At 60.9% G+C, this 22,255-nt stretch carries 23 protein-coding genes; all 23 read left to right on the top strand.

The genetic code is table 11. From position 1 onward, the window contains the following. Positions 1-37: 37 nt before the first annotated feature. The 23 genes from HMPREF9161_RS02735 to HMPREF9161_RS02625 all read left to right on the top strand — a co-directional run bounded on the left by HMPREF9161_RS02735 (position 38) and on the right by HMPREF9161_RS02625 (position 22,235). The gene (locus HMPREF9161_RS02735; RefSeq protein ID WP_009728151.1) at positions 38-670 is read left to right on the top strand and encodes a phosphatidylserine decarboxylase; all 633 of its coding nucleotides are present in this window, start codon (positions 38-40) and stop codon (positions 668-670) included. After that, positions 667-1,380 (top strand): CDP-diacylglycerol--serine O-phosphatidyltransferase, encoded by a 714-nt coding sequence (gene pssA / locus HMPREF9161_RS02730; protein ID WP_009728150.1) that lies wholly within the window; start codon positions 667-669, stop codon positions 1,378-1,380. Before HMPREF9161_RS02735 ends, pssA begins: the two co-directional genes overlap by 4 nt. Positions 1,381-1,386: 6 nt before the next feature. Continuing rightward, positions 1,387-2,667, top strand: a complete 1,281-nt coding sequence (locus tag HMPREF9161_RS02725) for a glycosyltransferase family 2 protein (protein WP_009728149.1) — start codon at positions 1,387-1,389, stop codon at positions 2,665-2,667. A 334-nt stretch (positions 2,668-3,001) separates the two neighbouring features. After that, positions 3,002-3,382, top strand: coding sequence for a 6-carboxytetrahydropterin synthase QueD (queD, locus tag HMPREF9161_RS02720; protein WP_009728148.1), 381 nt, complete (start codon positions 3,002-3,004; stop codon positions 3,380-3,382). A 1-nt stretch (position 3,383) separates the two neighbouring features. Next, the gene (locus HMPREF9161_RS02715) at positions 3,384-4,115 is read left to right on the top strand and encodes a 7-carboxy-7-deazaguanine synthase QueE (RefSeq protein ID WP_009728147.1); all 732 of its coding nucleotides are present in this window, start codon (positions 3,384-3,386) and stop codon (positions 4,113-4,115) included. An 89-nt stretch (positions 4,116-4,204) separates the two neighbouring features. Then, complete coding sequence (locus HMPREF9161_RS02710; RefSeq protein WP_009728146.1) at positions 4,205-5,032, top strand: amidohydrolase family protein; 828 nt, start codon at positions 4,205-4,207, stop codon at positions 5,030-5,032. Between the two features lie 20 nt (positions 5,033-5,052). After that, the gene (def, locus tag HMPREF9161_RS02705) at positions 5,053-5,523 is read left to right on the top strand and encodes a peptide deformylase (RefSeq protein ID WP_009728145.1); all 471 of its coding nucleotides are present in this window, start codon (positions 5,053-5,055) and stop codon (positions 5,521-5,523) included. Positions 5,524-5,528: 5 nt separating this feature from the next. After that, positions 5,529-6,467 carry a methionyl-tRNA formyltransferase gene (fmt, locus tag HMPREF9161_RS02700; RefSeq protein WP_009728144.1) on the top strand — a complete coding sequence of 313 codons (939 nt, stop codon included), beginning with the start codon at positions 5,529-5,531 and terminating at the stop codon, positions 6,465-6,467. Next, complete coding sequence (locus HMPREF9161_RS02695; protein WP_009728143.1) at positions 6,464-7,291, top strand: DUF116 domain-containing protein; 828 nt, start codon at positions 6,464-6,466, stop codon at positions 7,289-7,291. The genes fmt and HMPREF9161_RS02695 overlap by 4 nt, the downstream gene beginning before the upstream one ends. A 13-nt stretch (positions 7,292-7,304) precedes the next feature. After that, on the top strand, positions 7,305-8,660 hold the full coding sequence (gene rsmB / locus HMPREF9161_RS02690) for a 16S rRNA (cytosine(967)-C(5))-methyltransferase RsmB (protein ID WP_009728142.1): 1,356 nt from the start codon (positions 7,305-7,307) through the stop codon (positions 8,658-8,660). Beyond that, the gene (rlmN, locus tag HMPREF9161_RS02685) at positions 8,657-9,697 is read left to right on the top strand and encodes a 23S rRNA (adenine(2503)-C(2))-methyltransferase RlmN (RefSeq protein ID WP_009728141.1); all 1,041 of its coding nucleotides are present in this window, start codon (positions 8,657-8,659) and stop codon (positions 9,695-9,697) included. The genes rsmB and rlmN overlap by 4 nt, the downstream gene beginning before the upstream one ends. A 73-nt stretch (positions 9,698-9,770) precedes the next feature. Further along, positions 9,771-10,514 (top strand): FhaA domain-containing protein, encoded by a 744-nt coding sequence (locus HMPREF9161_RS02680; protein WP_009728140.1) that lies wholly within the window; start codon positions 9,771-9,773, stop codon positions 10,512-10,514. 2 nt (positions 10,515-10,516) lie between these two features. Then, positions 10,517-10,969, top strand: a complete 453-nt coding sequence (locus HMPREF9161_RS02675; RefSeq protein WP_009728139.1) for an FHA domain-containing protein — start codon at positions 10,517-10,519, stop codon at positions 10,967-10,969. A gap of 4 nt (positions 10,970-10,973) precedes the next feature. Further along, a complete protein-coding gene (locus HMPREF9161_RS02670) occupies positions 10,974-11,684 on the top strand; it encodes a Stp1/IreP family PP2C-type Ser/Thr phosphatase (RefSeq protein WP_009728138.1) in 711 nt (236 codons plus the stop codon). Beyond that, positions 11,681-12,973 (top strand): FtsW/RodA/SpoVE family cell cycle protein, encoded by a 1,293-nt coding sequence (locus HMPREF9161_RS02665; RefSeq protein ID WP_009728137.1) that lies wholly within the window; start codon positions 11,681-11,683, stop codon positions 12,971-12,973. The genes HMPREF9161_RS02670 and HMPREF9161_RS02665 overlap by 4 nt, the downstream gene beginning before the upstream one ends. Beyond that, positions 12,966-14,369, top strand: a complete 1,404-nt coding sequence (locus HMPREF9161_RS02660) for a penicillin-binding protein 2 (protein ID WP_009728136.1) — start codon at positions 12,966-12,968, stop codon at positions 14,367-14,369. The genes HMPREF9161_RS02665 and HMPREF9161_RS02660 overlap by 8 nt, the downstream gene beginning before the upstream one ends. A 59-nt stretch (positions 14,370-14,428) precedes the next feature. Further along, positions 14,429-16,186 (top strand): Stk1 family PASTA domain-containing Ser/Thr kinase, encoded by a 1,758-nt coding sequence (gene pknB / locus HMPREF9161_RS02655; RefSeq protein ID WP_009728135.1) that lies wholly within the window; start codon positions 14,429-14,431, stop codon positions 16,184-16,186. A gap of 13 nt (positions 16,187-16,199) precedes the next feature. Next, positions 16,200-17,072: a ribosome small subunit-dependent GTPase A gene (rsgA, locus tag HMPREF9161_RS02650; protein ID WP_009728134.1), complete on the top strand. Its 873-nt coding sequence runs from the start codon at positions 16,200-16,202 to the stop codon at positions 17,070-17,072. Positions 17,073-17,081: 9 nt separating this feature from the next. After that, positions 17,082-17,843, top strand: a complete 762-nt coding sequence (rpe, locus tag HMPREF9161_RS02645; protein WP_037348548.1) for a ribulose-phosphate 3-epimerase — start codon at positions 17,082-17,084, stop codon at positions 17,841-17,843. A gap of 33 nt (positions 17,844-17,876) precedes the next feature. Beyond that, complete coding sequence (gene queC, locus HMPREF9161_RS02640) at positions 17,877-18,563, top strand: 7-cyano-7-deazaguanine synthase QueC (RefSeq protein WP_009728132.1); 687 nt, start codon at positions 17,877-17,879, stop codon at positions 18,561-18,563. Further along, on the top strand, positions 18,563-19,354 hold the full coding sequence (gene folE2, locus HMPREF9161_RS02635) for a GTP cyclohydrolase FolE2 (protein ID WP_009728131.1): 792 nt from the start codon (positions 18,563-18,565) through the stop codon (positions 19,352-19,354). Before queC ends, folE2 begins: the two co-directional genes overlap by 1 nt. A 21-nt stretch (positions 19,355-19,375) precedes the next feature. Then, a complete protein-coding gene (locus HMPREF9161_RS02630) occupies positions 19,376-20,356 on the top strand; it encodes a lysylphosphatidylglycerol synthase transmembrane domain-containing protein (RefSeq protein WP_009728130.1) in 981 nt (326 codons plus the stop codon). 91 nt (positions 20,357-20,447) lie between these two features. Further along, the gene (locus HMPREF9161_RS02625; protein WP_009728129.1) at positions 20,448-22,235 is read left to right on the top strand and encodes an ABC transporter ATP-binding protein/permease; all 1,788 of its coding nucleotides are present in this window, start codon (positions 20,448-20,450) and stop codon (positions 22,233-22,235) included. Positions 22,236-22,255: the final 20 nt, after the last annotated feature.

Genomic DNA, 22,255 nt, shown 5'->3' with positions numbered 1-22,255 from the left:
CATTATAATATGGGAGAACAAAAGGAGGCGGAGACGCATGGTCATTGTCAGCGAGGGCTATAAGTTCATCGGCGCGGCGCTCATACTCGCGGCGATCCTCGGCGGATTTGCACATCCCTACGCGGCCGTCCCGTTCGTCATCCTCGCCTGTTATTTTGCATATTTTTTCCGAAGCCCCGCGCGGCGTATCGAACCGAATGCGAACCACATCCTCTCGCCGGCAGACGGCACAGTGACGGAGATTTCTCCCGTGCCGTCCGATGATTTTGTCGGGGAACCGTGCAATAAGGTCGTCATCTTCATGTCCGTGTTCAACGTGCATGTGAACCGCAGTCCGATCGACGGCGAGATTAAGCTCCAACGGTATTACTGCGGGCGGTTCCGACCCGCGTATAAAGACGAGGTCGGCTTTGAGAACGAGCACCATCTGATCGGTATCGACCGCGGAGATCTGCGCATCACGGTGAAGCAGATCGCCGGCATTCTCGCGCGGAGGATCGTTTCGTGGGTGACGCTCGACGATCGGATGAAGCAAGGCGACGTTTACGGCATGATCCGGTTCGGCTCGTGTCTTGAGATCGTGATGCCAGTGCGGGCAAAGGTGCTCGTGCAAAAGGGCGAGAAGGTACGGGGCGGGATCACCGTCCTGGGGAGGCTTGAGGGCGAATGAATTACAGAAGGTTCCTGCCGAATCTCTGTACGGCGATGAATTTGGTCTTCGGTATGTGTTCGATCCTGTCGACGGCGGAGGGCCGTCTTGACCGGGGCGCCATATTCATCTTGTTAGCGCTCGTTGCGGACGGCCTTGACGGAAGAACGGCGCGCTTTTTCGGCGTGTCGAGCGAGTTCGGCAAGGAGATGGACTCGCTCTGCGATCTCGGGTCCTTCGGCATTGCGCCCGCGCTGCTTGCCTGGACGTTTGCCCTGCACAGTTACGGTTATGCCGGTGCCGCGGCCGCGATTTTCTTCGCCGTCTGCGGGATGTGGCGCCTCGCGCGGTTCAATGTGAACGCCGCCGTCGTGCACGGCTACTTCATGGGGCTCGCCATTCCGGCGGGGGGGAACCTCATTGCTATGACGGTGTGGCTCCTGCTCTCTCTCGGTGTCGATCCGCACACGTTCGGGATCGCCGTGCCGATCGTCGTGGCCGTCGTCGGCTATCTGATGGTCAGCTGTATTCACTATCCGGACTTTAAGGGCGGCGGAGAAAAAATCTATCTCGGGGCAAAAACCGCGGCGCTCGTCGTCTTTGCGGGGATGATCTATCTCGGGCATGCGGCGGCGCTTCCCGCGGCGTTTGCTGCGCTCTTTGCGACCTATGCGATATTCGGCATTGTCAATCATGCGATTGCCGCCGTGATGCCGAAAAAGGAAGGCTGAAGCTGCATGACTGAGATGATTCATTCTCTTTCGCCGCTCCTGCCGGCACATCCCTTTGACATCGTCATGATACCGGTGCAGATTTTTATTCTGCTTTTCACATTGTATTTCTTTTTCATCGGATTCTGCTGCCTGTGGCGGCGCAAGGAGAAGAAAATCCTTACGCCGGAGAAGAACTTCGCCGTCGTCGTCGCCGCGCATAACGAGGAAGCGGTTATCGGACAGCTCATCGAGAATCTCAAGCGGCTCGACTATCCCGATGAGCTCTACGATATCTATGTTATCGCGGACAACTGCAGCGATGCGACCGCGCGGATCTCGGCGGACGCCGGCGCGATCGTCTGTGAGCGCACCCATCCGACGAAGAAGAGCAAGGGATTCGCCCTCGAGTGGATGTTTGAGCGCCTCTTTCAGATGGACAAGGAATACGATGCCGTCGCCATCTTTGACGCGGACAATCTCGTGCATCCGAACTTCCTCAAGGAGATGAACAACCGCCTCCTCAAGGGCGACAAGGTGATTCAGGGCTACCTCGATGCGAAGAATCCCTACGACACATGGGTTGCGGGGACATTCGCCATCGCGTTTTGGGTCATCGACCACATCTCGCACCTCGCCAAGACGAACATCGGGCTCTCCGCCTGCCTTGGCGGGACGGGCATGTGCATTACGACCGACGTGCTGAAACGGCACGGCTGGCGCGCGACCTGTCTCACGGAGGATATGGAGTTCACGATGAAGCTCCTCGCCGAGGGCATCAAGACGACGTGGGCGCATGATGCCGTCGTCTACGACGAGAAGCCGCTGACCTTCCGGCAGGCGTGGAACCAGCGCCGCCGCTGGGCGCAGGGGCAGTTCGACGTCGCGCATCGCTTCATCCCGACTATGCTGCGCGAGGGTTGGCGGCGAAAGGACATCCGCATCTGGGACGGGTGTCTCTATCTATTGCAGCCGCATTTCCTGATGATCTCGACGCTCTTTATCATCATCAGCTATGTGCAGCTTGCCTTCCCGCCTTTTTATACGAGCATTTATAAATTCCTGCCCTCGCAGCTCATGACCGCCATCATGATCGGCCAGTACGTCCTGCCGATGATCATTCTGATCAAGGTGCGCGCCAAGCTCAAGGCGTGGTTCTATCTACTGCTCTATCCCGTATTCATCTACTCGTGGATCCCGATCATCTTCCTCGGGTTCATCCACCGGAACGAGCATGAGTGGAGTCATACCAAACACACCCGAGCGATGAGCATGGATGAGGTCGTGAAGCGCGATTTTGGCGCATAGCAGTGTCATTGCGAAAAAACCTGCGGTCGACGTAGGCTTTTGACTACGCCTTCCCTTGGTTTTTTCTTATTCCTTGCTCTGCATCCAAACTTGCGCTTCACTTAGGTTTGTATGAATCGGGATTTTCGCACCTAGCTTTGTCATGTCGTCGAATGCGTCAGTCGACGTAGGTCTTAACTACGACTCCTTCGCGTTCTCCTCATTCCGAGCTATGCATCGAAACTTCTGATTCACTCAGTTTTCGACAAATATTTGCGTTATGAATGTGCAACTTTAGAGAGATAACACATGGCTGCCGCACCGCTGCGGCAGCCTTTTAAGTAAAGGAGACATTATGTACACACTGCGCGTTGAAGGCGCGTTTGAGGCGGCGCATCGAATCGTTGATTATCCCGGGAAATGCGACCGCCTGCACGGGCACAACTGGGTGGTTGAAGCAGCGTTTCGCGGGTCGCAGCTCGACGACCTCGGGATGTTGATTGATTTTAAGGCGGCGAAGAAAGCGCTTGCCGCCGTGCTGGACGACTACGACCATTACTATCTGAACGAGATTCCGCCGTTCAGCGAAGGGCTGAACCCGACGGCGGAGAACCTTGCGCGTATCATCTATGAGCGGCTCGCGGCGCGCGAGGAACTCGCGGGGACGGATGCGGCGCTCGCGGCGCTGACCGTTTGGGAATCGCCGAAGTCTTCCGTCACCTATACGAAGGACTGATATGCGCGAGAATATCATTGAAATCTTTTCCTCTATTCAGGGAGAGGGAAAGTATGTCGGATGCCGGCAGGTATTCGTGCGCCTCGAGGGCTGCAATCTCGACTGTACCTACTGCGATACGGAGAACGAGATCGGACGGCACCCGCAGTGCACGGTGGAGGAGCCGGCGGGATCCCATGCGCTGCACACCTATGAGAACCCTCTGTCCGTGGAGAAGGTCGCAGAGCTCATCGGGCAGGTCGCGGCGGGGGTGCCGCATCATTCGTTGAGCATCACGGGCGGAGAGCCGCTCCTGCATGTGCCGTTCATTCGGACGCTTGCGGAACGTGTGCCGCTGCCGATTTTCTTAGAGACAAACGGTACACTCCATGAGGCGCTTGCAGCGTGCATCGGCTGCGTGTCGTATATCAGCATGGATATCAAGCTCCCCGGCGTGCTCTCGCATCCCGTATGGGATGCGCATGCGCGCTTTTTGGAGGTCGCGCGTGCGAAGGATGTCTATGTGAAAATCGTCGTTGCGGCGGAAACGACGGAGCGTGAAATCGAGACGGCGGCGCGGATGACCGCGGAGACTGCCCCCGATGTGTTGCTTGTTCTCCAGCCCGTAACGCCTTACGGCGGATGTACGGCGCCGACGCCGTCGCGCCTGCTCGCTCTGCAGCGGCTGGCGCTCGAACATATGCGGGATGTGCGCGTGATTCCGCAGACCCATCGCATGATGGATTTGCTTTAGCCGAAATGTCTCTTTCGTTACAGAAATTCTATTGACGTCTGTGGTAAACTAAACGGATAGTATAAATACCGGAGAGAAAAGGGACCGCTATGAAGATCGTCGATGCGCATCTGCATTTTTCCAAGTGGGAACAATTCGATGCGATTGCCCGCGCCGCGGGTCATGAAAACACGGCGGAGGCGCTCCGGCGCGATTTTGCCGCAGAGGGGATCGTCCGCGGCGTCGTCATGGGCAATCTCCCCGTCGAGGAACTGCATCCGGATTATCCGGACTATCTGTATTACTGCGTCGGCATTGCGGGCGACGGCGTGACCGAGATGGTGCCGGCGCGCATCGAAAAGCTCCTGCCCGCATTGGAGCGGCACCTGCAAAGCGACCGCTGCGTCGGGGTCAAGCTCTACCCGGGCTATCATTATTTCTATATTTATGAGGATTATTTAACGTCCGTGTACGAGCTGGCGGAGCAGTACCAGAAACCCGTCGCGGTGCATACGGGGCTGACGGCGACGGAGAAAGCGCTGCTCAAATACGCGCATCCGAACGTGATTGACGAAGCGGCGACGAAGTTCCGCGATGTGAACTTCGTCATGTGCCACTTCGGCGAACCGTATTTCGCGGATGCCGTCGCGGTGATGGAGAAAAACTATAACGTGTCGGCGGATCTCTCGGGAATGCTCGAGGGAAAGATTCCGGATTTTACGGAGTTTTGCAGACGGCGTCGTTTCTATATCGACCAGTTGAAAGGCTGGCTCTCCTACCTCGGCGCCTATGACCGGCTGATGTTCGGGACGGACTGGCCGCTCGCGAATCTCGGCGACTACGTCGCGTTTACGAAGGAGCTCATTCCCGAGGAACATTGGGATGCCGTATTCTATGACAATGCCGTGCACATCTACGGCCTGCATTTAGATGAATAGAAGAGACAAAGGGAATATATATGGCGGTTTTAGAGATCAAAAAAGCGGGGGATCCCGTATTAAAACAGGTGGCAGAGCCGATTGAACGTCTCACAAAGCGGCACCGGCAGCTTATGGACGATATGGCGGAGACGATGTACGCGGCGAACGGCGTAGGACTTGCCGCGCCGCAGATCGGCAAATCCATCCGCATGGTCGTGATCGACGTGGAGGATGAGCACGGGCTGCTCGAACTCGTGAATCCCGTTATCACGATGCGGGAGGGCTCGGTGGTCGGGTCGGAGGGATGCCTCTCCGTGCCGAAGATATATGGAGATGTGGAGCGTGCCGCGCGCGTGACGGTGGAGTACACCGACCGGCGCAGCCGCCGGCGTTCGCTGACTGCCGAGGGGCTCCTCGCGCGGTGTATCCAGCATGAATGCGACCATCTCGACGGCAGGTTGTTTATCGATATTGCTGTGAACCTGCACAAAGAAGAAGACAAGGAGTGAACCGGATGCGCGTCGTCTTTATGGGAACGCCGGATTTTTCCGTGCCGATGCTGGCGGCGCTCGCTGCGCGGCCCGACCTGGCAGAGGTTGTCGCCGCCGTCACGCAGCCCGACCGTCCGCGCGGGCGCGGGCAGAAGATGGCCGCATCGCCCGTTAAGGCATGGGCGGAGGCACATGATATTCCCGTGCTTCAACCCGTACGCGTACGCGACGCGTCGTTTGTGGCCGAGATGCGCGCCCTGCGCCCCGATGTCGCCGTTGTGGCGGCGTTCGGGCAGATTCTCTCACAGGAGCTGCTTGACATACCGACGTACGGCTGTATCAACGTGCACGCCTCGCTCCTGCCGCGTTGGCGCGGCGCGGCGCCGATTCAGCATGCCGTGATGAACGGCGATACGGTGAGCGGTATCACGACGATGCAGATGGACGCGGGGCTCGATACGGGGGATATGCTCCTGCGCCGAGAGGTCGCGATTACGCCTGAGACAACCTACGGGATGCTGCACGACGTCCTCATGGAGACGGGGGCGGCGCTCCTCATCGAGACGTTCGAACGCCTTGCAGACGGGACGCTCAAACGCATGCCCCAGACGGGGGAGAGTTCGTATGCGCCGCGGATTACACGCGAGACGGCGCTGATTGATTGGACTCGTCCCGCCCGCACCCTCGATGCGTTCGTGCGGGGGCTGAACCCCATGCCCTATGCGGTGACGACTCTTGGGGAGAGCGCCTATCAGATCGGCCGCCTGCGCCTGACGGGGCGGCCCGCCTCCGCTTCTGCGGGCGCGATCGTATGCGCCGATCCGAAGGACGGGCTCATCGTTGCCGCAGGAGACGAGGATGTCGAGATCACAGAGATGCAGGCGCCCGGAAAGAAAATGATGGAAGCGGCGGCATATTTGCGCGGTCACCGCTTAGCGACGGACACAAGGTTTGGCATATGAGTGAACAGACACTGACGGTCAACGGCGGCGCGCGCGGGGTGAAAAAGACCATCGTTCTGCCGTCGCGGCCCAAAAAGAGGCTTTTCATCGGGATGCTATCGCTCGTGACGCTGCTTGCGGCGGCACTGCTCTTCGGCATCTGGTATATCGGCGTGCCCGGGCTCGCGCAGATCCAGCCGCTGCTCCCGTGGGGGCTCGGCGCGGTCCTCACGGTGGCGGTTGTGATCTCTTTTTTCGGCATCTTCAACATGGTGCTCGCGATCGCGGGGTTGCCCTATGTGCCGTGGATGAAACGGCAGACGTACGAACTGATCAATCTCCTCTTCCCGGCGGCCGTGCGCCTCGGAGCGATCTTCGGCATCAAGCGGCGTCGTCTCGAGGGATCGTTCATCGCCGTGAGCAATCTACTCTTTCACCGCATGAATATCCGCGTGCCCGCAGATCGTTTGCTTGTCGTGACGCCGCACTGCCTGCAGCTCGTGAGCTGTCCGCACAAGGTCACGCGCGACCCGAACAACTGTAAGCGCTGCGGCGGCTGCAATGTCGGCGATCTCGTCGCGCTTGCCGAGGAGATGGGGTTCCATTTCTTCATTGCGACGGGCGGTACGCTCGCACGGCAGATAGTCTACAATACGCGGCCCAAGGCCGTGCTTGCGATTGCGTGCGAACGCGATCTGATGAGCGGCATTCAGGACGTCTATCCGCTGCCCGCCGTCGGTGTGCTCAACATCCGACCGAACGGGCCGTGCTACAACACGAGCGTCGATATGGCGGAGGTGCGCGCACAGCTCGAACAGATCATCGAGCCGGTTAAGGAGAAGTAAAAAGGATGGTTCCATGAGAGAGCGGCGTTACCGCGCTAAGAAGATAGACCCCGTGCGTGAACTTGCCGTGCAGGTACTCTCGGAGGTGTGCAACGAAGGGGCATACGCAAATGTCGCGCTTGTGCGCGCTATGCGCACGGCGCGGCTTACGGATCGTGACCGCAGATTTTTGACGGAACTCGTTTACGGCACCGTGAAGGCGGGAGATACGCTCGACTATATGATTGCGCAGTATCTGACGGACGGCATCGAACGCGTGCAGCCGCAGATACGCGAGATTTTACGCATTGGCATCTATCAACTTTTCTTTATGAATAAGGTACCCGCATCCGCCGCCTGCGACACCGCCGTGGAACTCGCGAAAAAATACGGCCGCAGAGGGGCGGATTCCTTTGTCAACGCGGTGCTCCGCACGGCCGTTCGGACGCCGGGACGCGCCGAGATTCCCGCGGGGCGCGATGCGCGCTTGCTCGCCCTGCGCACGCAGCATCCGCTGTGGATGGTCGAGCGCTGGATCCGTGCCTACGGCTATGAGCGGACGGAGGAGCTCTGCCGCTGCAATAATACGAGCGCGCCCCTTTCGCTGCGCGTCAATACGCTGCGGACGACACGGGATGCTTTGCTGGCGCAGCTGTGGGCGGCGGGCGTCACGGCTGTGCCGTCAGAGCGGGTGCCCGACGGTATTGTCGTCACGGGGCACGGCGGGCTCGATGCGCTCACGCCGCTGCGCGAAGGACTCTGCCAAGTGCAGGACGAGAGTTCCATGCTCGTCGCGCATGTGCTTGGCGCCGCCCCCGGCATGACGGTCATCGATGCCTGCGCCGCGCCGGGCGGGAAGGCGACGCATATCGCGCAGCTGATGGAGAATCGGGGGCACATCCGCGCGTTCGATATCTATGAGGGCAAGATTTCCCGTATTGAAAACAATGCAAAACGTCTCGGCATCGATATTATTGAGACCGCCGTGCGCGATGCACGTGAAATCGGCGTGCGCTTCGCGGGAACGGCAGATCGCGTGCTCGTCGACGCGCCGTGTTCGGGGTTCGGCGTTCTGCGCCGTAAACCCGATGCGCGCTGGCGCAGAAAACGTGCGGAACTGAAAAATCTCCCGAAGCTCCAGCGGGAGATCCTCGAAAGTGCGGCGGCCGCCGTAAAACCGGGTGGCGCGCTCGTTTACAGCACCTGCACGATGGAGGAGAAAGAGAACGACCGTGTCGTCGCACATTTTTTAGAGGCGCATCCCGAATTCACGCTTGCGGAGACGGGAGCCTTCCTGCCCTGTGAGAAACGACCGGAGCGCACGGTGCGGATATGCCCGACCGTGAACGGACCGGACGGGTTCTTCATCGCGCGGATGGAACGCCTATGAATATCTTCGGATTAACAATGGACGAGCTGCGTGCCGCGCTCGCTCCGCATAACGTGCCCCGCTTCCGCGCGGATCAGATCGCAGAGTGGATCTATCGGCGCGGGGCGGGCTCTTTGCATGCCATGACGAACCTGCCGAAAGCCCTGCGCGCGCAGCTTTCGGAGACGTTTACGATCGAGCGGCCGACCGTCGTGAACCGGCTGCATTCGGCGGACGGGGCGACGATCAAACTCCTCTATGCGTTTGCCGACGGACAGACGGCGGAGACGGTCCTCATGCGCCATTCCTACGGAAACTCCGTCTGCGTTTCGACGCAGGCAGGCTGCCGCATGGGCTGTTCGTTCTGCGCCTCGACGCTGCACGGGTTGGTGCGTAACCTGACGCGTGCGGAGATCGCGGCGCAGGCGATCGGCATCGCGGACTTTCTCCGGCAGGAGGGGGCGCGCGTCGATACGATCGTCGTCATGGGCTCGGGCGAGCCGCTCGAGAACTATGACAATGTCGTCGGCGCGCTGCGTCTGCTGCATGAGGACTACGTCCTTGGGCTCGGCTACCGCGGCGTTACGCTCTCGACTTCGGGTATTGTGCCGGGGATTGAGCGTCTCGCGGCCGAGGGGATTCCAGTCTCGCTCTCGATCTCGCTGCACGCGCCGACGGACGAACTGCGCTCGCGCATCATGCCCGTCAACCGTATCTATCCGCTTGCCGATGTGCTGCGCGCCGCGCGCCGTTATGCGGCGGCGACGAAGCGGCGCGTCACGTACGAATACATTTTGATCCGCGGCGTAAACGACGGTGTGCGCGAGGCGGAGCAGCTTGCGGAACTTCTGCGGGGGCAGCTTGCGAGCGTCAATCTCATCCCGATCAACCCCGTTGCCGAGCGCGATCTGCATCGACCGAGCAACAACGCGATCCGACGATTCCGGCGCGTCTTGGAGGAACACCGTATCACGGCGACCCTGCGTCGCGAAATGGGAACGGACATTCAAGCGGCATGCGGACAGCTGCGCAACCGCCTTTTGGAAGCGGGGCTGTAAATTTTTTCCTTTTTGTGGTATGATAACGAAGATAACGACTTATTCGCCTTTTGTCACAGGAGAACGCTGCGCAATGATAGAACGCGTGGAATCTTTCTTGGGGGATCACATCGAGGGATTCTTCAACCGAAAATTCAGCAGCCACCTCGAACCCGTGGAGCTTGTCAAAGGCCTCGAGAAAGAGGTGCGCAGACAGGGGATGCCGCTGCCCAACTCTTATGTGTTTACGCTCGGGACGGAGGATTATCAGCGCCTCTGCTCGCACCGCATCGCCGACGAGCTCGGGCTTGCGCTTAAAAAGCACATCATCCGCGCGGATCTTTCGATGGACGGGAAGCTCGGCATTTGCTTCGGCCTGGACGAAGCCCTGCGTGCCGGAAACTACCGGCTCCTTTCACGCGTGCAGCAAAATCGGGTGCCTGATGCCGCCGAGCGGGCCTCGTCGGACGCCGAGGCACAGACCATTGTGCTGGAGGAGCGCCCGTCGCTCTCGGAGGTGCGCTGCCTGAATCTCCCGCCCGAGCACGACCTCGCGCTGCTGACGGTGACGGACGGAGCGGACAAGGGCGCATCCTCCGCGCTGGGCGAGCGGAAGATTTATTTGGGCCGTATGGAGCGCAACGAGTTTATCCTGACGGATACGAATGTGTCCCGCCTGCACGCATGGATCGTCTATGAGCACCATCGGCATACGATTTACGATGCCGAGAGCCGCAACGGTACCTTTGTGAACGGAGACCGTATCTCGTCGCGGCGTTTGTGCGACGGAGACGAGATACGGATCGGCGCGACGACGCTCCGGTACGAGGTGTCCTGACGATGGGGACGGCAATGGCGCTCAAGGGACTGCGCGTCGTACTCGAATACGGAATGCTGCTGTGGCTGATCTATTTTTCCGTACGGCTCTCACACAGGATGTTCGCGGCGACGCGCGAAGACCTGCGTGCAGCGACACGGGAGCGCCGCGGGCCTGCCGAAAGATCGGGAGCCGCGCTTCACGTCGTTGCCGGGGACGGGATCGAAGGCAGGCGTTTCGCTATCGGCCGCGAGCTTTCGATCGGCCGGAGCGAGGACAACGATGTCGTGCTTCCGGATCAGTTCGTATCCCATCACCATGTGCTGATTTATCGCCGGGAAAATCAATACGTAGCGGAAGATCTCGGCAGCCGCAATCACACATATCTGAACGACAACATACTGACGGGGCGGACGTATCTCCATGCGGGCGATGTGCTTCGCATCGGTGCGGTCTCCCTGCGGTTTGAGAGGTAACGACATGACAGAGGTTTCAAGTGCGTCGGATATCGGCTGTGTACGGACGTCGAACGAGGATAGTTTCGGCATTTTTGGCGACGTCTACGTCGTGGCGGACGGACTCGGCGGCCATGCGGCAGGCGAGGTGGCGAGCCGCATCGTTGTCGCCGCCGTACGCGCATCGGCGGAAGGCGATCCGGCGCCCGACGCATCGGTGCTCGTCGGCGCCGTGCGCCGTGCCAACAGGCAGGTACGCGAGGCCGCCGAAGAGAACCCCGCTTACGATGGAATGGGGTCGACAGCAACGGTGCTCCGCATCGACGAGGCGGCGGGGACCGCATACTATGCGCACGTCGGAGACAGCCGCCTCTATCTCCTGCGCGGGGGCGCCCTGCGGCAGGTGTCGCGGGACCATTCCTATGTGGAGGAACTCGTCGCGCAGGGAAAACTCAGCGAAGACGAGGCGCAGCATCATCCGCGCAAAAATCTGCTGATGCGCGCCGTCGGTGTCGACGAAGAACTGGAGGTAGACGGCGACGCGTTCCCCATAGAAGCGGGCGATCGCTTTCTCCTTGCGACGGACGGGCTGACGAATATGGTGGAAGACGACGAATTGCGCGATCTGCTCGCGGGGGCGATTGCGGGCGCCGCGGACCGCATGGTGGAACGCGCGATTGCCGCGGGCGGACGCGATAACATCACGGCGATTGCCGTCGCCTACGTGCCGTCATGAACGGCGCGCTGAGAGCTGCGCCCGCAGGCATTTTGCTGTGCGCGCTGGGTGTGCTCCTCTTAAAGCACGGCGCGGGGCAGCCCGGCTGGGCGTTCGAAGCGGCGCGGGATCTCCCGTATCTGCCGTGGCTCCTTTTGCTCCTCGTTCTTGGCGCCGTCTCTTATATCGTTGCCATACGGCGCGGACTCGACACGGTACCGCTTGGTATCGTCTACGTCCTGCTCTCGGTGGGGCTCGCTGAGATTGCGCGCCTGCGTCCGGATCTATTCGCCGCACAGCTGCGCTGGGCGTCCGCCGGCATTTTGTGTTGGGGGGCGACGATTCTATTATGGTCCCGTCTGCGCCGTCTGCTCGACTATCCCTACGTGCTTGGGCTTTTGACGACGGGCGTGCTGGTTCTGCCGCTCCTCTTCGGCGTGAGCATCGGCGGCAATCGGAACTGGCTGACCTTCGGCACCTTTTCCATACAGCCCTCGGAGTTCGGAAAGATCCTTCTGATTTTCTTCCTCGCGGCGTATCTGGCGGATCATCTTGCGGTGCTGACACTCCCCGCACGGCGGTTCTTATTTCTGCATCTGCCGCCCGCACGTTTCATTGCGCCGCTGATTGTGCTCTGGGGGCTCTCGGTTCTTATGTTTGTCATTGCGCGCGACCTCGGTTCGGCGCTGCTCTTCTTCGGGATGGCGGTGCTCATGACCTATATGGGGACGGGGCGCAAGTCGTATGTGTTCCTCGCGGGGCTCTTTATTCTGATCGCGGCGGCGCTTAGCTATGCGTTCTTCGGCCATGTGCGCGTGCGCTTTGATATTTGGCTGCATCCGTGGGCGGACCCGAGCGGGATGTCCTATCAGGTCGTGCAGTCGCTTTTTGCCGTCGGCACGGGCGGCGTTTGGGGAACGGGCTTTGCGGAGGGGCATCCGCAGCTGATTCCCGAGGTGCATACGGACTTTATTTTCGCCGCGATTGCCGAGGAACTGGGGCTTGTCGGCGCCGTGCTCGTACTCGCCGCCTTTGCGCTGCTTTTTTGGCGCGGCAGCCGTATCGCGATGGGGCTCCCGCATGCGCAGGAATCTCTGCTCGCGGCGGGATGCGCGACCGGCCTGCTCCTGCAGGCCTTCATCATCACCGCGGGGGTAACGAAGCTCCTGCCGCTGACGGGCATTACGCTCCCGTTCGTCAGTTACGGCGGGAGTTCGATGACGGCGAGTTTTATCCTTGTCGGTATTTTAACGGCGCTCTCCGGGCAGCTGCGGGAGAATGCGATGCGGGAGGCGGGCGCGGATGGCTGAGCCGAAGATCCGCAAGCATATTGCACTCGTCGCAGCGTTCCTGCTCGGGCTCGTCGCCGTGCAGCTGCTCTATCTTGTGAAACTGAGCGTTTGGGACGGTGCGGAACTTGCCGCACACCCGCTCAACGCGCGGACGGCGCTGGCGGAAAATGATATCCGCCGCGGACGTATCCTCGATCGTATGGGACGAGTTGTCGCTGAGAGCGACGATGCGGGCCGGCGGTCCTATCCCTACGGTGCGGCGCTCGCGCCCGTGACGGGGTACCGCACGGAGCGGTACGGCGCGGCGGGCATCGAACGCACGGAAGGCAGGGCGCTCTCAGGAGTGACGGCCGATATGGATCGTATGGGGCCTCTGCGCACACTCCTGCGTGCCGATGCCGGGTATGATGTGCGGCTGACGGTGGACGCCGCACTCTCCGAGACCGCATGGCGCGCGCTCGGGGGGCGCCGCGGTGCGGTCGTCGTCATGGATGCCGCGACGGGGGCGGTGCTCGCGATGGTGAGCGCGCCGGCCGTCGATCCGGCATCGGTGGAGGCAAATTGGAATGCCCTCGCCGCACGTGCGGACAGCCCGCTGCTGAACCGTGCGACGCAGGGACTTTACCCGCCCGGCTCCACGTTCAAGCCGCTCGTTGCGGACGCGGCGCTGACCGCCGGCGTGACTTCCGAGGATGAGGTGTTTACCTGTACGGGAGAACTTGCGATCGGCACGGACTACGTCCTGCATGAGAGCCACGGCGAAGCGCACGGCAAACTCCGACTTGCGGACGCCCTGCGTGAGTCCTGCAATGTCACGTTTGCGACGCTTGCCCTGCGCCTTGGGGCAAACGGTCTTACGAAGGCGTTCTCCCGCTTCGGTATCGGAGAGGGGATAACGACGGACGAACTTTCGATGGCGGCGGCGCATGTGCCGCAGCTTGCGCAGCTCAGCGACGGAGAAATTGCGCAGATCGGCATCGGACAGGGACAGCTCCTTGTGACGCCGCTGCAGATGGCGCTCCTTGCGGACGCCTTCGCCGGCGGCGGGCGCGTGCAGCGGCCCTATCTCGTGGACGCGGTCCTCTCATCAGACGGAACTGTGCTCTATGAAGGGCGTCCGGTTGTATGGAAGACCGTGACGACGCCGGAGCGCGCGGCGATCATCGACGGCTATATGGCGGAGGTTGTCGCGGCGGGGACGGGGACGGCGGCAGAGGTTGCCGGCGTGCGCGTCACGGGAAAGACCGGAACCGCGGAGAATGCGACCGGAACGGATCATGCGTGGTTCATCGGTTCCGCCGAGCACGGCGGACAAAAGATCGTTATGGCCGTTCTCGTGGAGGAAGGCGGCTTTGGCGGCAGAACTGCGGCGGGCATTGCGCGGCAGATGATTAGAGCATATTTTGAAGGCTGACGCCTTTTATGAATAGAGACCGCGGCATGCAGCCGGCAGGAAATTGAGGAGGAACGAATATGGTTGAGCGCGTCCTGGATGGCCGCTATGCGCTGGAGATGCTGATCGGCAGCGGCGGTATGGCGGATGTGTACCGGGCAAAGGATCAGCTGTTGGAGCGCACTGTCGCCGTTAAGATTCTTCATCAGCAGTATGAGAACGATACGGAGTTCATCGCGCGGTTCCAGCGCGAGGCAAAGGCGGCTGCGCGCATTACGCATCCGAATATCGTCAACGTCTACGACGTCGGCGTTGCGGAGGGGCGGCATTACATTGTGATGGAGTATGTCCCGGGGCGTACGCTGAAGGAGCGCATCAAGGAAGAGGGCGCGCTGCCTGTGCCAGAGGCACTGCGCATTGCGCGGCAGATCGCGGGCGCGTTGGCCCAGGCACACCTCAATCGGCTCGTACACTGCGATATCAAGCCGCACAATATCCTCGTCATGCCCGACGGCACAGTCAAGGTCGCCGATTTCGGCATTGCGCGCGCGGTGACGGAGTCCACCATGACCTACAACGACAGCATCATGGGCTCCGTACATTATTTCTCGCCCGAGCAGGCGAGCGGCACGACCATCACGCCGAAATCCGACGTTTATTCGCTTGGGATCGTGCTCTACGAAATGCTGGCCGGCCGCGTTCCGTTTGACGGCAATACGGCGGTCAGTATTGCGCGTAAGCACATCGACGAGGAACCGGCGCCGCTGCGCGGCTTTGTTCCCGGAATTCCTCCCGTCGTCGAGGCGCTGGTGACGCGTATGATGGCAAAGGACCCCGTGCAGCGTCCCGCGAGCAGTGCGCTCGTGCAGGATATCGTGCGGGCGGAGCAGCTTGTCGGGGGAGAGACGGCCGGCGCGCCCGCGTTCGATCCCGATGCGACGCGCGTGCTGACGGCGGAAGAAGCGCAGGAGATTTCATCGATTTCGGATGCGGAGGAGGACGATGCGCCGGCACAGGAAAAGAAGCCTTTCTTTCGGACGAAGAAATTTATTTTCGGCCTTGTGCTGGTGCTTATACTGGGCTTCTTTACGGGAATATTCCTCAGTTTCGGCAAGTTCTGGAGTTCTGTGGAGATCACCGTTCCCGATGTGACGGGCAAGCAGATGACGCTTGCCCGGCAGATTCTCGAGGATCAGCACCTGCGCGTAAGCGTTGCCGAGACGTTCGACGCGGACGTCCCCGTCGGCGTCGTCGTTTCGCAGTCGCCGGAGGCGGGGACGACCGTTAAAGAGGAGCGGATGATCACCATCTACGTCAGCAAAGGCGGCGAAGAGATGGAGATGCCGAACCTGCGCGGCCTGAAGCAGACCGATGCGATTGACCGGCTGCAGAAGATGGGCCTGCGCGTCGGTTCGTCGTACGAGACCTTCTCCGACGAGGAGGTCGGCACCGTGATCTCGCAGGATCCGCGCAGCGGGACGCGCATCAGCAAGGGACAGTCCGTCGACATCACCGTCAGCAAGGGGCAGAAGGTCAAGAAGACCAATGTTCCGAACGTGAAAGGCGTACCCGTTGACCGTGCGCGCAGCATGATCGAGGAGAGCAACCTGAAGGTCGGCTCCGTCGCGCAGGAGGAGAACAATCAGGCGGCGGGCACTGTCATCAGTCAGTCGCCCGCAGCGGGCACAGAGGTCGACGAGGGGACGGTCGTCCGTCTGACCGTCTCCGAGGGCAGCAAATCGGCACCGAAGAAGGGGAAAGATACGAAGAACAGCGACGCGAAGGGCGGAGATAAAGCGCCGTCGGCACGCCGCATCCAAACCGAGAAAACAGAATAGAACGGGGGACATATTGGAGCAGCGGGGACGCGTTTTAAAGGTATACAACAGTGTGATCTATGCGGCGGCGGATGACGGCATCGTTGCGTGCAAGCTGCGCGGCAGGATGAAAAAGGGGAGGAACGATAGGGGGATCGTCCCGGGCGATATCGTGACTTTTGACCGTATGGATGCGGAAGAAGGCGTCGTCGAGCGTATCGAGGAACGTGAAAACCTCCTCGTACGCCCGCGCGTGGCGAATCTCACTCAGATTATCGTCACCGTCGCCGCCGCCGCGCCGGATCCGCATCCCCTTGTCGTGAGCCGCTTCCTCGTCCTCGCGGAGCGCTCCGGCGCACACAAAATCGTCCTCTGCGTCAACAAGATAGATCTTTGCTCCGGCGATCCGAAAAGCATCGCCGCAGATTACGCGTGCGCGGGGTATCCCGTGCTCTGCGTCTCGGCGCAGACCGGCGCGGGGGTGGCCGCGCTGCGCGATCTCCTCGCGGGAGAGATCACCGTTTTCGCGGGCCCCTCGGGCACGGGGAAGTCCTCCCTCCTCAATACCGTAGACCCGGCGCTTGCTCTCGCGACGGGAACCGTCAGCGAGAAGATCGGGCGCGGACGCCACACGACACGGCGTGCCGAACTCATCCCCTATGCGGGCGGATTTGTCGTCGATACGCCGGGATTTACGCAGCAGGAACTCTCGGATCTTACGCCCGAGGAACTCACGGCGTGTTTCCCGGAATTTGCCCGGTATACGGGCTGCCGTTTTGCCCCGTGCAGTCACAGTCACGAACCGGACTGCGCCGTTAAAGAGGCGGCGGAGGCGGGGGCGATATCGCGCGCGCGCTACGAGGCGTACATTGCGCTTCTCAGCGAACTTCGCACCAAGAAAAAGTAGGAGAATCAAATGTCAAACGAACACGAACATCATCACGACCACGACTGCGCATGCGGGCATGAACATGAGCGTGACCATGAATATGGATGCGGCTGTGCGGAGGAAGAGCATATGCATCCGGAGCGCCCCGTCATCATCGCACCCTCCATCCTGTCGGCGGACTTCGCCGACCTCGGAACAGATGTGCGCCGCGTAGAGGAAGCGGGCGCCGAGTACCTCCACATCGACGTGATGGATGGGACGTTCGTGCCGAATCTCACGATGGGGGCCTGCGTTGTCGAGAGCCTGCGCAGGCAGTCGAAGCTCGTATTCGACGTACATCTTATGGTCGAGCATCCGGAAACGTATATCGAGCCGTTCGCGCGCGCGGGTGCGGATATCCTCACGTTCCATGTCGAGGCGACCCGGCACCCGCACCGGCTCATTCAGCAGATCAAGGAGGCCGGCTGCAAGGCGGGACTTGCCCTCAACCCCGGCACCTCCATCTATACGCTCGAGGAACTCATCGACGATCTCGATATGGTGCTCCTCATGACGGTAAACCCCGGCTTTGGCGGGCAGAAATTCATCGAGAACATGCTCGGCAAGATCCACGCGCTCTATCACACGGTGACGGACAACGAGCTGAATGTGGACATCGCGGTGGACGGCGGCATCAACGCAGAGACGAGCGCATCGGTGCGTTCGGCGGGGGCAAACGTGCTCGTCGCAGGGTCCGCAATTTACGGCGCAAAGGATATTGGCGCCGCGATCCGTGCGCTGCTCGGATAAGATTGATTGAAACGACAGGAAGAGGGGAACGCTATGCGGGAAAAGGCTGTGATTCTGCTCTCCGGCGGGCTGGACAGCTGTACATGTATGGCAGTCGCGCAGGAGGAGGGACGCGAACTCTATCCCGTCAGCTTTGTTTACGGGCAGCGGCACGATAGAGAAGTGGACTGTGCCAAACGCATCGCCGCGCATTTTCACGCGGCGGAGCACCTCGTCATCGAGACGAATATGGATGCGATCGGCGGCTCCGCGATTACCGATGCGGCGGTCGATGTGCCCGAGGGGGATCCGGACCGCACGGACATTCCCGTCACCTATGTGCCCGCGCGCAATCTGATCTTCCTCAGCTATGGGCTCGGCTATGCGGAGCGCGTGGGCGCGGCGCATCTCTACATCGGCGTCAATTCCGTCGATTACTCGGGGTATCCGGACTGCCGTCCGGAATTTATCGAGCGGTTCCAAGCGGCGGCGGATACGGCGACGGCCGCCGCAGCAGAGCGGGGCAGGCGCATCGTTATTGAGGCGCCGCTCCAATATTTGTCGAAGGGCGAGATCATTCGCCTCGGGACGCGGCTCGGCGCACCCTATGAGTTGACGACGAGCTGTTATCGGGGAGGCACGGAGGCGTGCGGCGTCTGCGACAGCTGCAAGCTGCGCCTGCGGGGATTTGCCGAGGCCGGGCGGCGCGACCCGATTCCCTATGCGGCGGAGGTACGCTGATGCTCGACGTACAAAGCCGAGAGGATGACCGCGGTATCGCAATCCAGCGCGTCGGGGTGAAAGAGGTCAAACTCCCGTTCCTCATTAAGAAGCAGGCGGGCGGATATCAGCAGGTGCTCGCGCGCATCGCCTTTACCGTGTCCCTGCCGATGGAGTTCAAGGGCACGCATATGAGCCGCTTTCTTGAAATCCTCCTGCCGTGGCGCGATAAGCCGCTCGCCGAGGAGGAGATGGAGGCGATGCTCGGCGAGGCGCTCGAACGGCTCCACGCTGAGGAGGCGGAGGTGACGCTTGCCTTTACCTACTTCATCGAGAAAACGGCGCCCGTCAGCGGCAGGGTATCCTTGCTGGACGCCGAGGCGTCCTTTACGGGACGGAAGCGCCGCGGCCGGCCGATGCGCTTTGAACTGGGGCTTGCCATGCCGTTCACATCGCTTTGCCCGTGCAGCAAGGAGATATCCGCATACGGCGCGCACAATCAGCGTTCCGTCGCGCGCGTGCGCCTGCGGTACCGCGCGGGCGTGCCGTGCATCTACATCGAGGAGCTCGCGGCGCTGCTCGAGCGGCAGGGTTCGGCGCCCATCTATCCGCTGCTCAAGCGCGCGGATGAGAAATACGTCACGGAGGCGGCGTACGAGAATCCCAAATTCGTCGAGGACATCCTGCGCGACACCGTCCTCGCCCTGCGCGCCTTGCCGGGGCTCGCGTATTTTTCACTGGAATGCGAGAACGAGGAATCCATTCACAGCCACAACGCGTTTGCGGCGCATGAAGAGTTTTTGAACGACTAGGAGCGGGGGAGAGAGTGAGCCATGAGTAAATTCACGCGCCGCTTTCTCCTCCTTTTCGTGCTTGTCGTCGGCATCTCGGGCGCGGTCATTTATACGACCGTCGATATCAATACGCTGCAGAATCTCACGCGGTTCCAGCCGTGGTCGCTCCTGCTCGCGCTCTGCGCCGTCGGGCTCGGTATGTTTTTCGACGGCAGCCGTCTCATGCACCTCGTAAAGATATCGAACGAGCGCATCACGCTCTATCAGGCGGTGCAGGTCATTTTCGGCAACTACTTTCTCGCGCTCTTAACGCCGGGGGCGACGGGCGGCGCGGTCGCGCAGGTCATGTTCCTGCGCCATGCGGGCGTGCCCACGGGCAAGGCGGCCGTGCTCGTTATCGTGCGCACGCTGCTCTCGATCTTCTTTCTCGCGCTTTGTATGCCGTTGATTTTTCTGCATGACGAGGGCATCATTCCGGGCATCTCCAACGATATCCTGATGGCGGCGACCCTTGCGGCGTTTTTCGGCATCATCGCCATCGTGATCGGTGCGCGGCGCGGTTATCTCGACTATATTGTGGTTTGGTTTGCACGGCGGCTGTGTGAGAAACGACGCGACCAGGTCTTTGCCCTTTACCGCGACACGAAGAGCGCCATTTCTCTTCTGGTGGGAGCGCCGCGCGGGATGCTCGTCGTCTTTGCCGAATCGGGGCTGAACCTCCTTTGTATCTACGCCGTCGTGCCGTGCCTCCTGCTGGGGCTCGGCGTTGCGGGCGTCGACTGGTACACCGTTATGGGGCGTATGATCTTCCTCAATATGCTGCTCTATTTCAGCCCCACGCCCGGCGGCTCCGGTGTCGCCGAGGGCGGTTTCGTCCTCCTCTTTGCCGCTATCGTACCCGCCGGCACCGTCGGCATTGTTGCCGTTTGCTGGCGGCTCATTGCCGAATATCTGCCGTTTCTCATCGGTTTTTATTATACCGTTGCCGTCTTCGGGAGAGAATTTTTGCGGCGGTATTGAGCCGCCAAGTTTTTGCCGCCCGCGGGCGGCTTTTTATATTGACAATGATTTTCATGGAGGGTATATTGACGGAGGAGAGGAGGACATCTTGATGAATCGATCGCAGCGCGCGTTCTTCCGCGACGTATGGAGTCTCATGCGCGGCTTCTGGCAGCCGCGGAGGCGCTGGACGATATTTTTGCTCGCCGCCGCGATTCTCGCGCTGCAGGCTTATTACGTCTCCGTCATGGTGGATTACAACGCATGGCAGAAGATGTTTTACGATACCATTCAACAGATGGATTCGGACAGCTTCTTTTTCTATCTGAAATATTGGCCCATGTATATGGTCGCGTTCATCGCGATGGAGGTGGGGCGCAACTATCTCATGCAGTACCTCGAGATTCGCTGGCGGACACAGCTCGTCGACGACTTCGTCAAACGCTGGCTCTCGGGGCGCACGTATTACCTCATGCAGATCGACGAGGAGCTGAGCGCGGACGGGAAAAGCACCGTCGACAACCCCGATCAGCGCATCACGGACGACGTGCGGCTCTTCGTCTCATATTTTCTCAATCTCACGCTCGGTATCTTCAACGCGGTGCTGCGCATCTCGTCGTTCGGCGCGGTACTGTGGGGGCTCTCGGGCGTGATCGACATTCCGCTCGGCGGCGCGTCCGTTTCGCTGCCCGGCTACATGGTATGGCTTGCGGTCGGCTATGCGCTCCTCGGCACATGGGCGACGCTCTGGGCGGGACGGCCCATCGTTCGCCTGAGCAATCGCCAGCAGGAGTACGAGGCGGACCTGCGCTTCGGACTTGCGCGCCTGCGCGAGCACATTGAGAGCGTCGCTTTTTATAACGGAGAGGAACGCGAGAGCGCAGGAGCGCTTGGGCGGTTCGAGGCAGTGCGCCGAAATTTTTTCCGTCTCATGCTGCGCCGCGTGCAGCTCACGTGGGTGACGGAGCTGCACTGGCGCGTGGGATTCCTCTTTCCCTATATGGTCGCCGTGCCGCGCATCTTTGCGGGGGAGATGCAGTTCGGCGGACTGATGCAGACGGCAGTCGCGTTCCAGCAGGTCGTCAACGCGCTGTCCTTCCTCGTCCTGCGCTATTACTCGCCGACCGAGGCGTCCATCGCGCAGCTGCAGACGGTCGTCAACCGACTGACGGACTTCCGCCGGCATATGGAGCGGGTGGAGACCGCCATGTCGGCCTCGGATATCTCCCGCGAGGCGCAGGGGGAGGGGCTTTCCGTCCGCGAACTCACCGTGTGCCGGCCCGACGGGCGCATACTCACGGGAAAGCTTTCCTTTGTCCTTACGCGCGGAGAACGCCTCTTCATCGAAGGACCGTCCGGCATCGGAAAGAGCACGCTGCTCCGTGCGATTGCGGGCATCTGGCCGTATGGGACCGGAGCGATCACGATGCCGGAGGGCGCGCGAACGCTCTTCCTGCCGCAGAAATCCTATTTGCCGATGGGAACGCTGCGCGCCGCAGTCCTTTACCCCGCGCCCGAGGATGCGGCGGATACGGAGCAGATCGCGGAGGCGCTCCGGCAGGCGAACCTGGCGGCGTTCATCCCGCGGCTTGATAAGGAGGAGAACTGGGCGCAGGTGCTCTCGCTCGGCGAGCAGCAGCGGCTCGCGTTCGCAAAGGCGATCCTTTTGCGTCCGGCGTGGATATTCCTCGACGAGGCGACATCCGCGCTCGACGAGGAGAACGAGGACCGCATGTACGGACTGCTGTGCGGGATGTGCCCCGAGCCCGCCGTCGTCAGCGTCGCGCACCGCCGTCGCGTGGAGAAATACCACGAGCGCAAACTTCGTCTCTTCGCAGACGGCGCATGGAAAGCAGAAAGATCAGATTCTGCTTGCCAAAAGTCAAAAAATCAAATATAATAGGAGAAAATCTAAGATAA

Origin of the sequence: Selenomonas sp. F0473, from assembly GCF_000315545.1 — a bacterium.
Classification (GTDB): Bacteria; Bacillota; Negativicutes; order Selenomonadales; family Selenomonadaceae; genus Centipeda.
The sequence above is the reverse complement of the archived record's forward strand: the minus strand, read 5'-3'. Positions and strand labels throughout refer to the sequence as shown.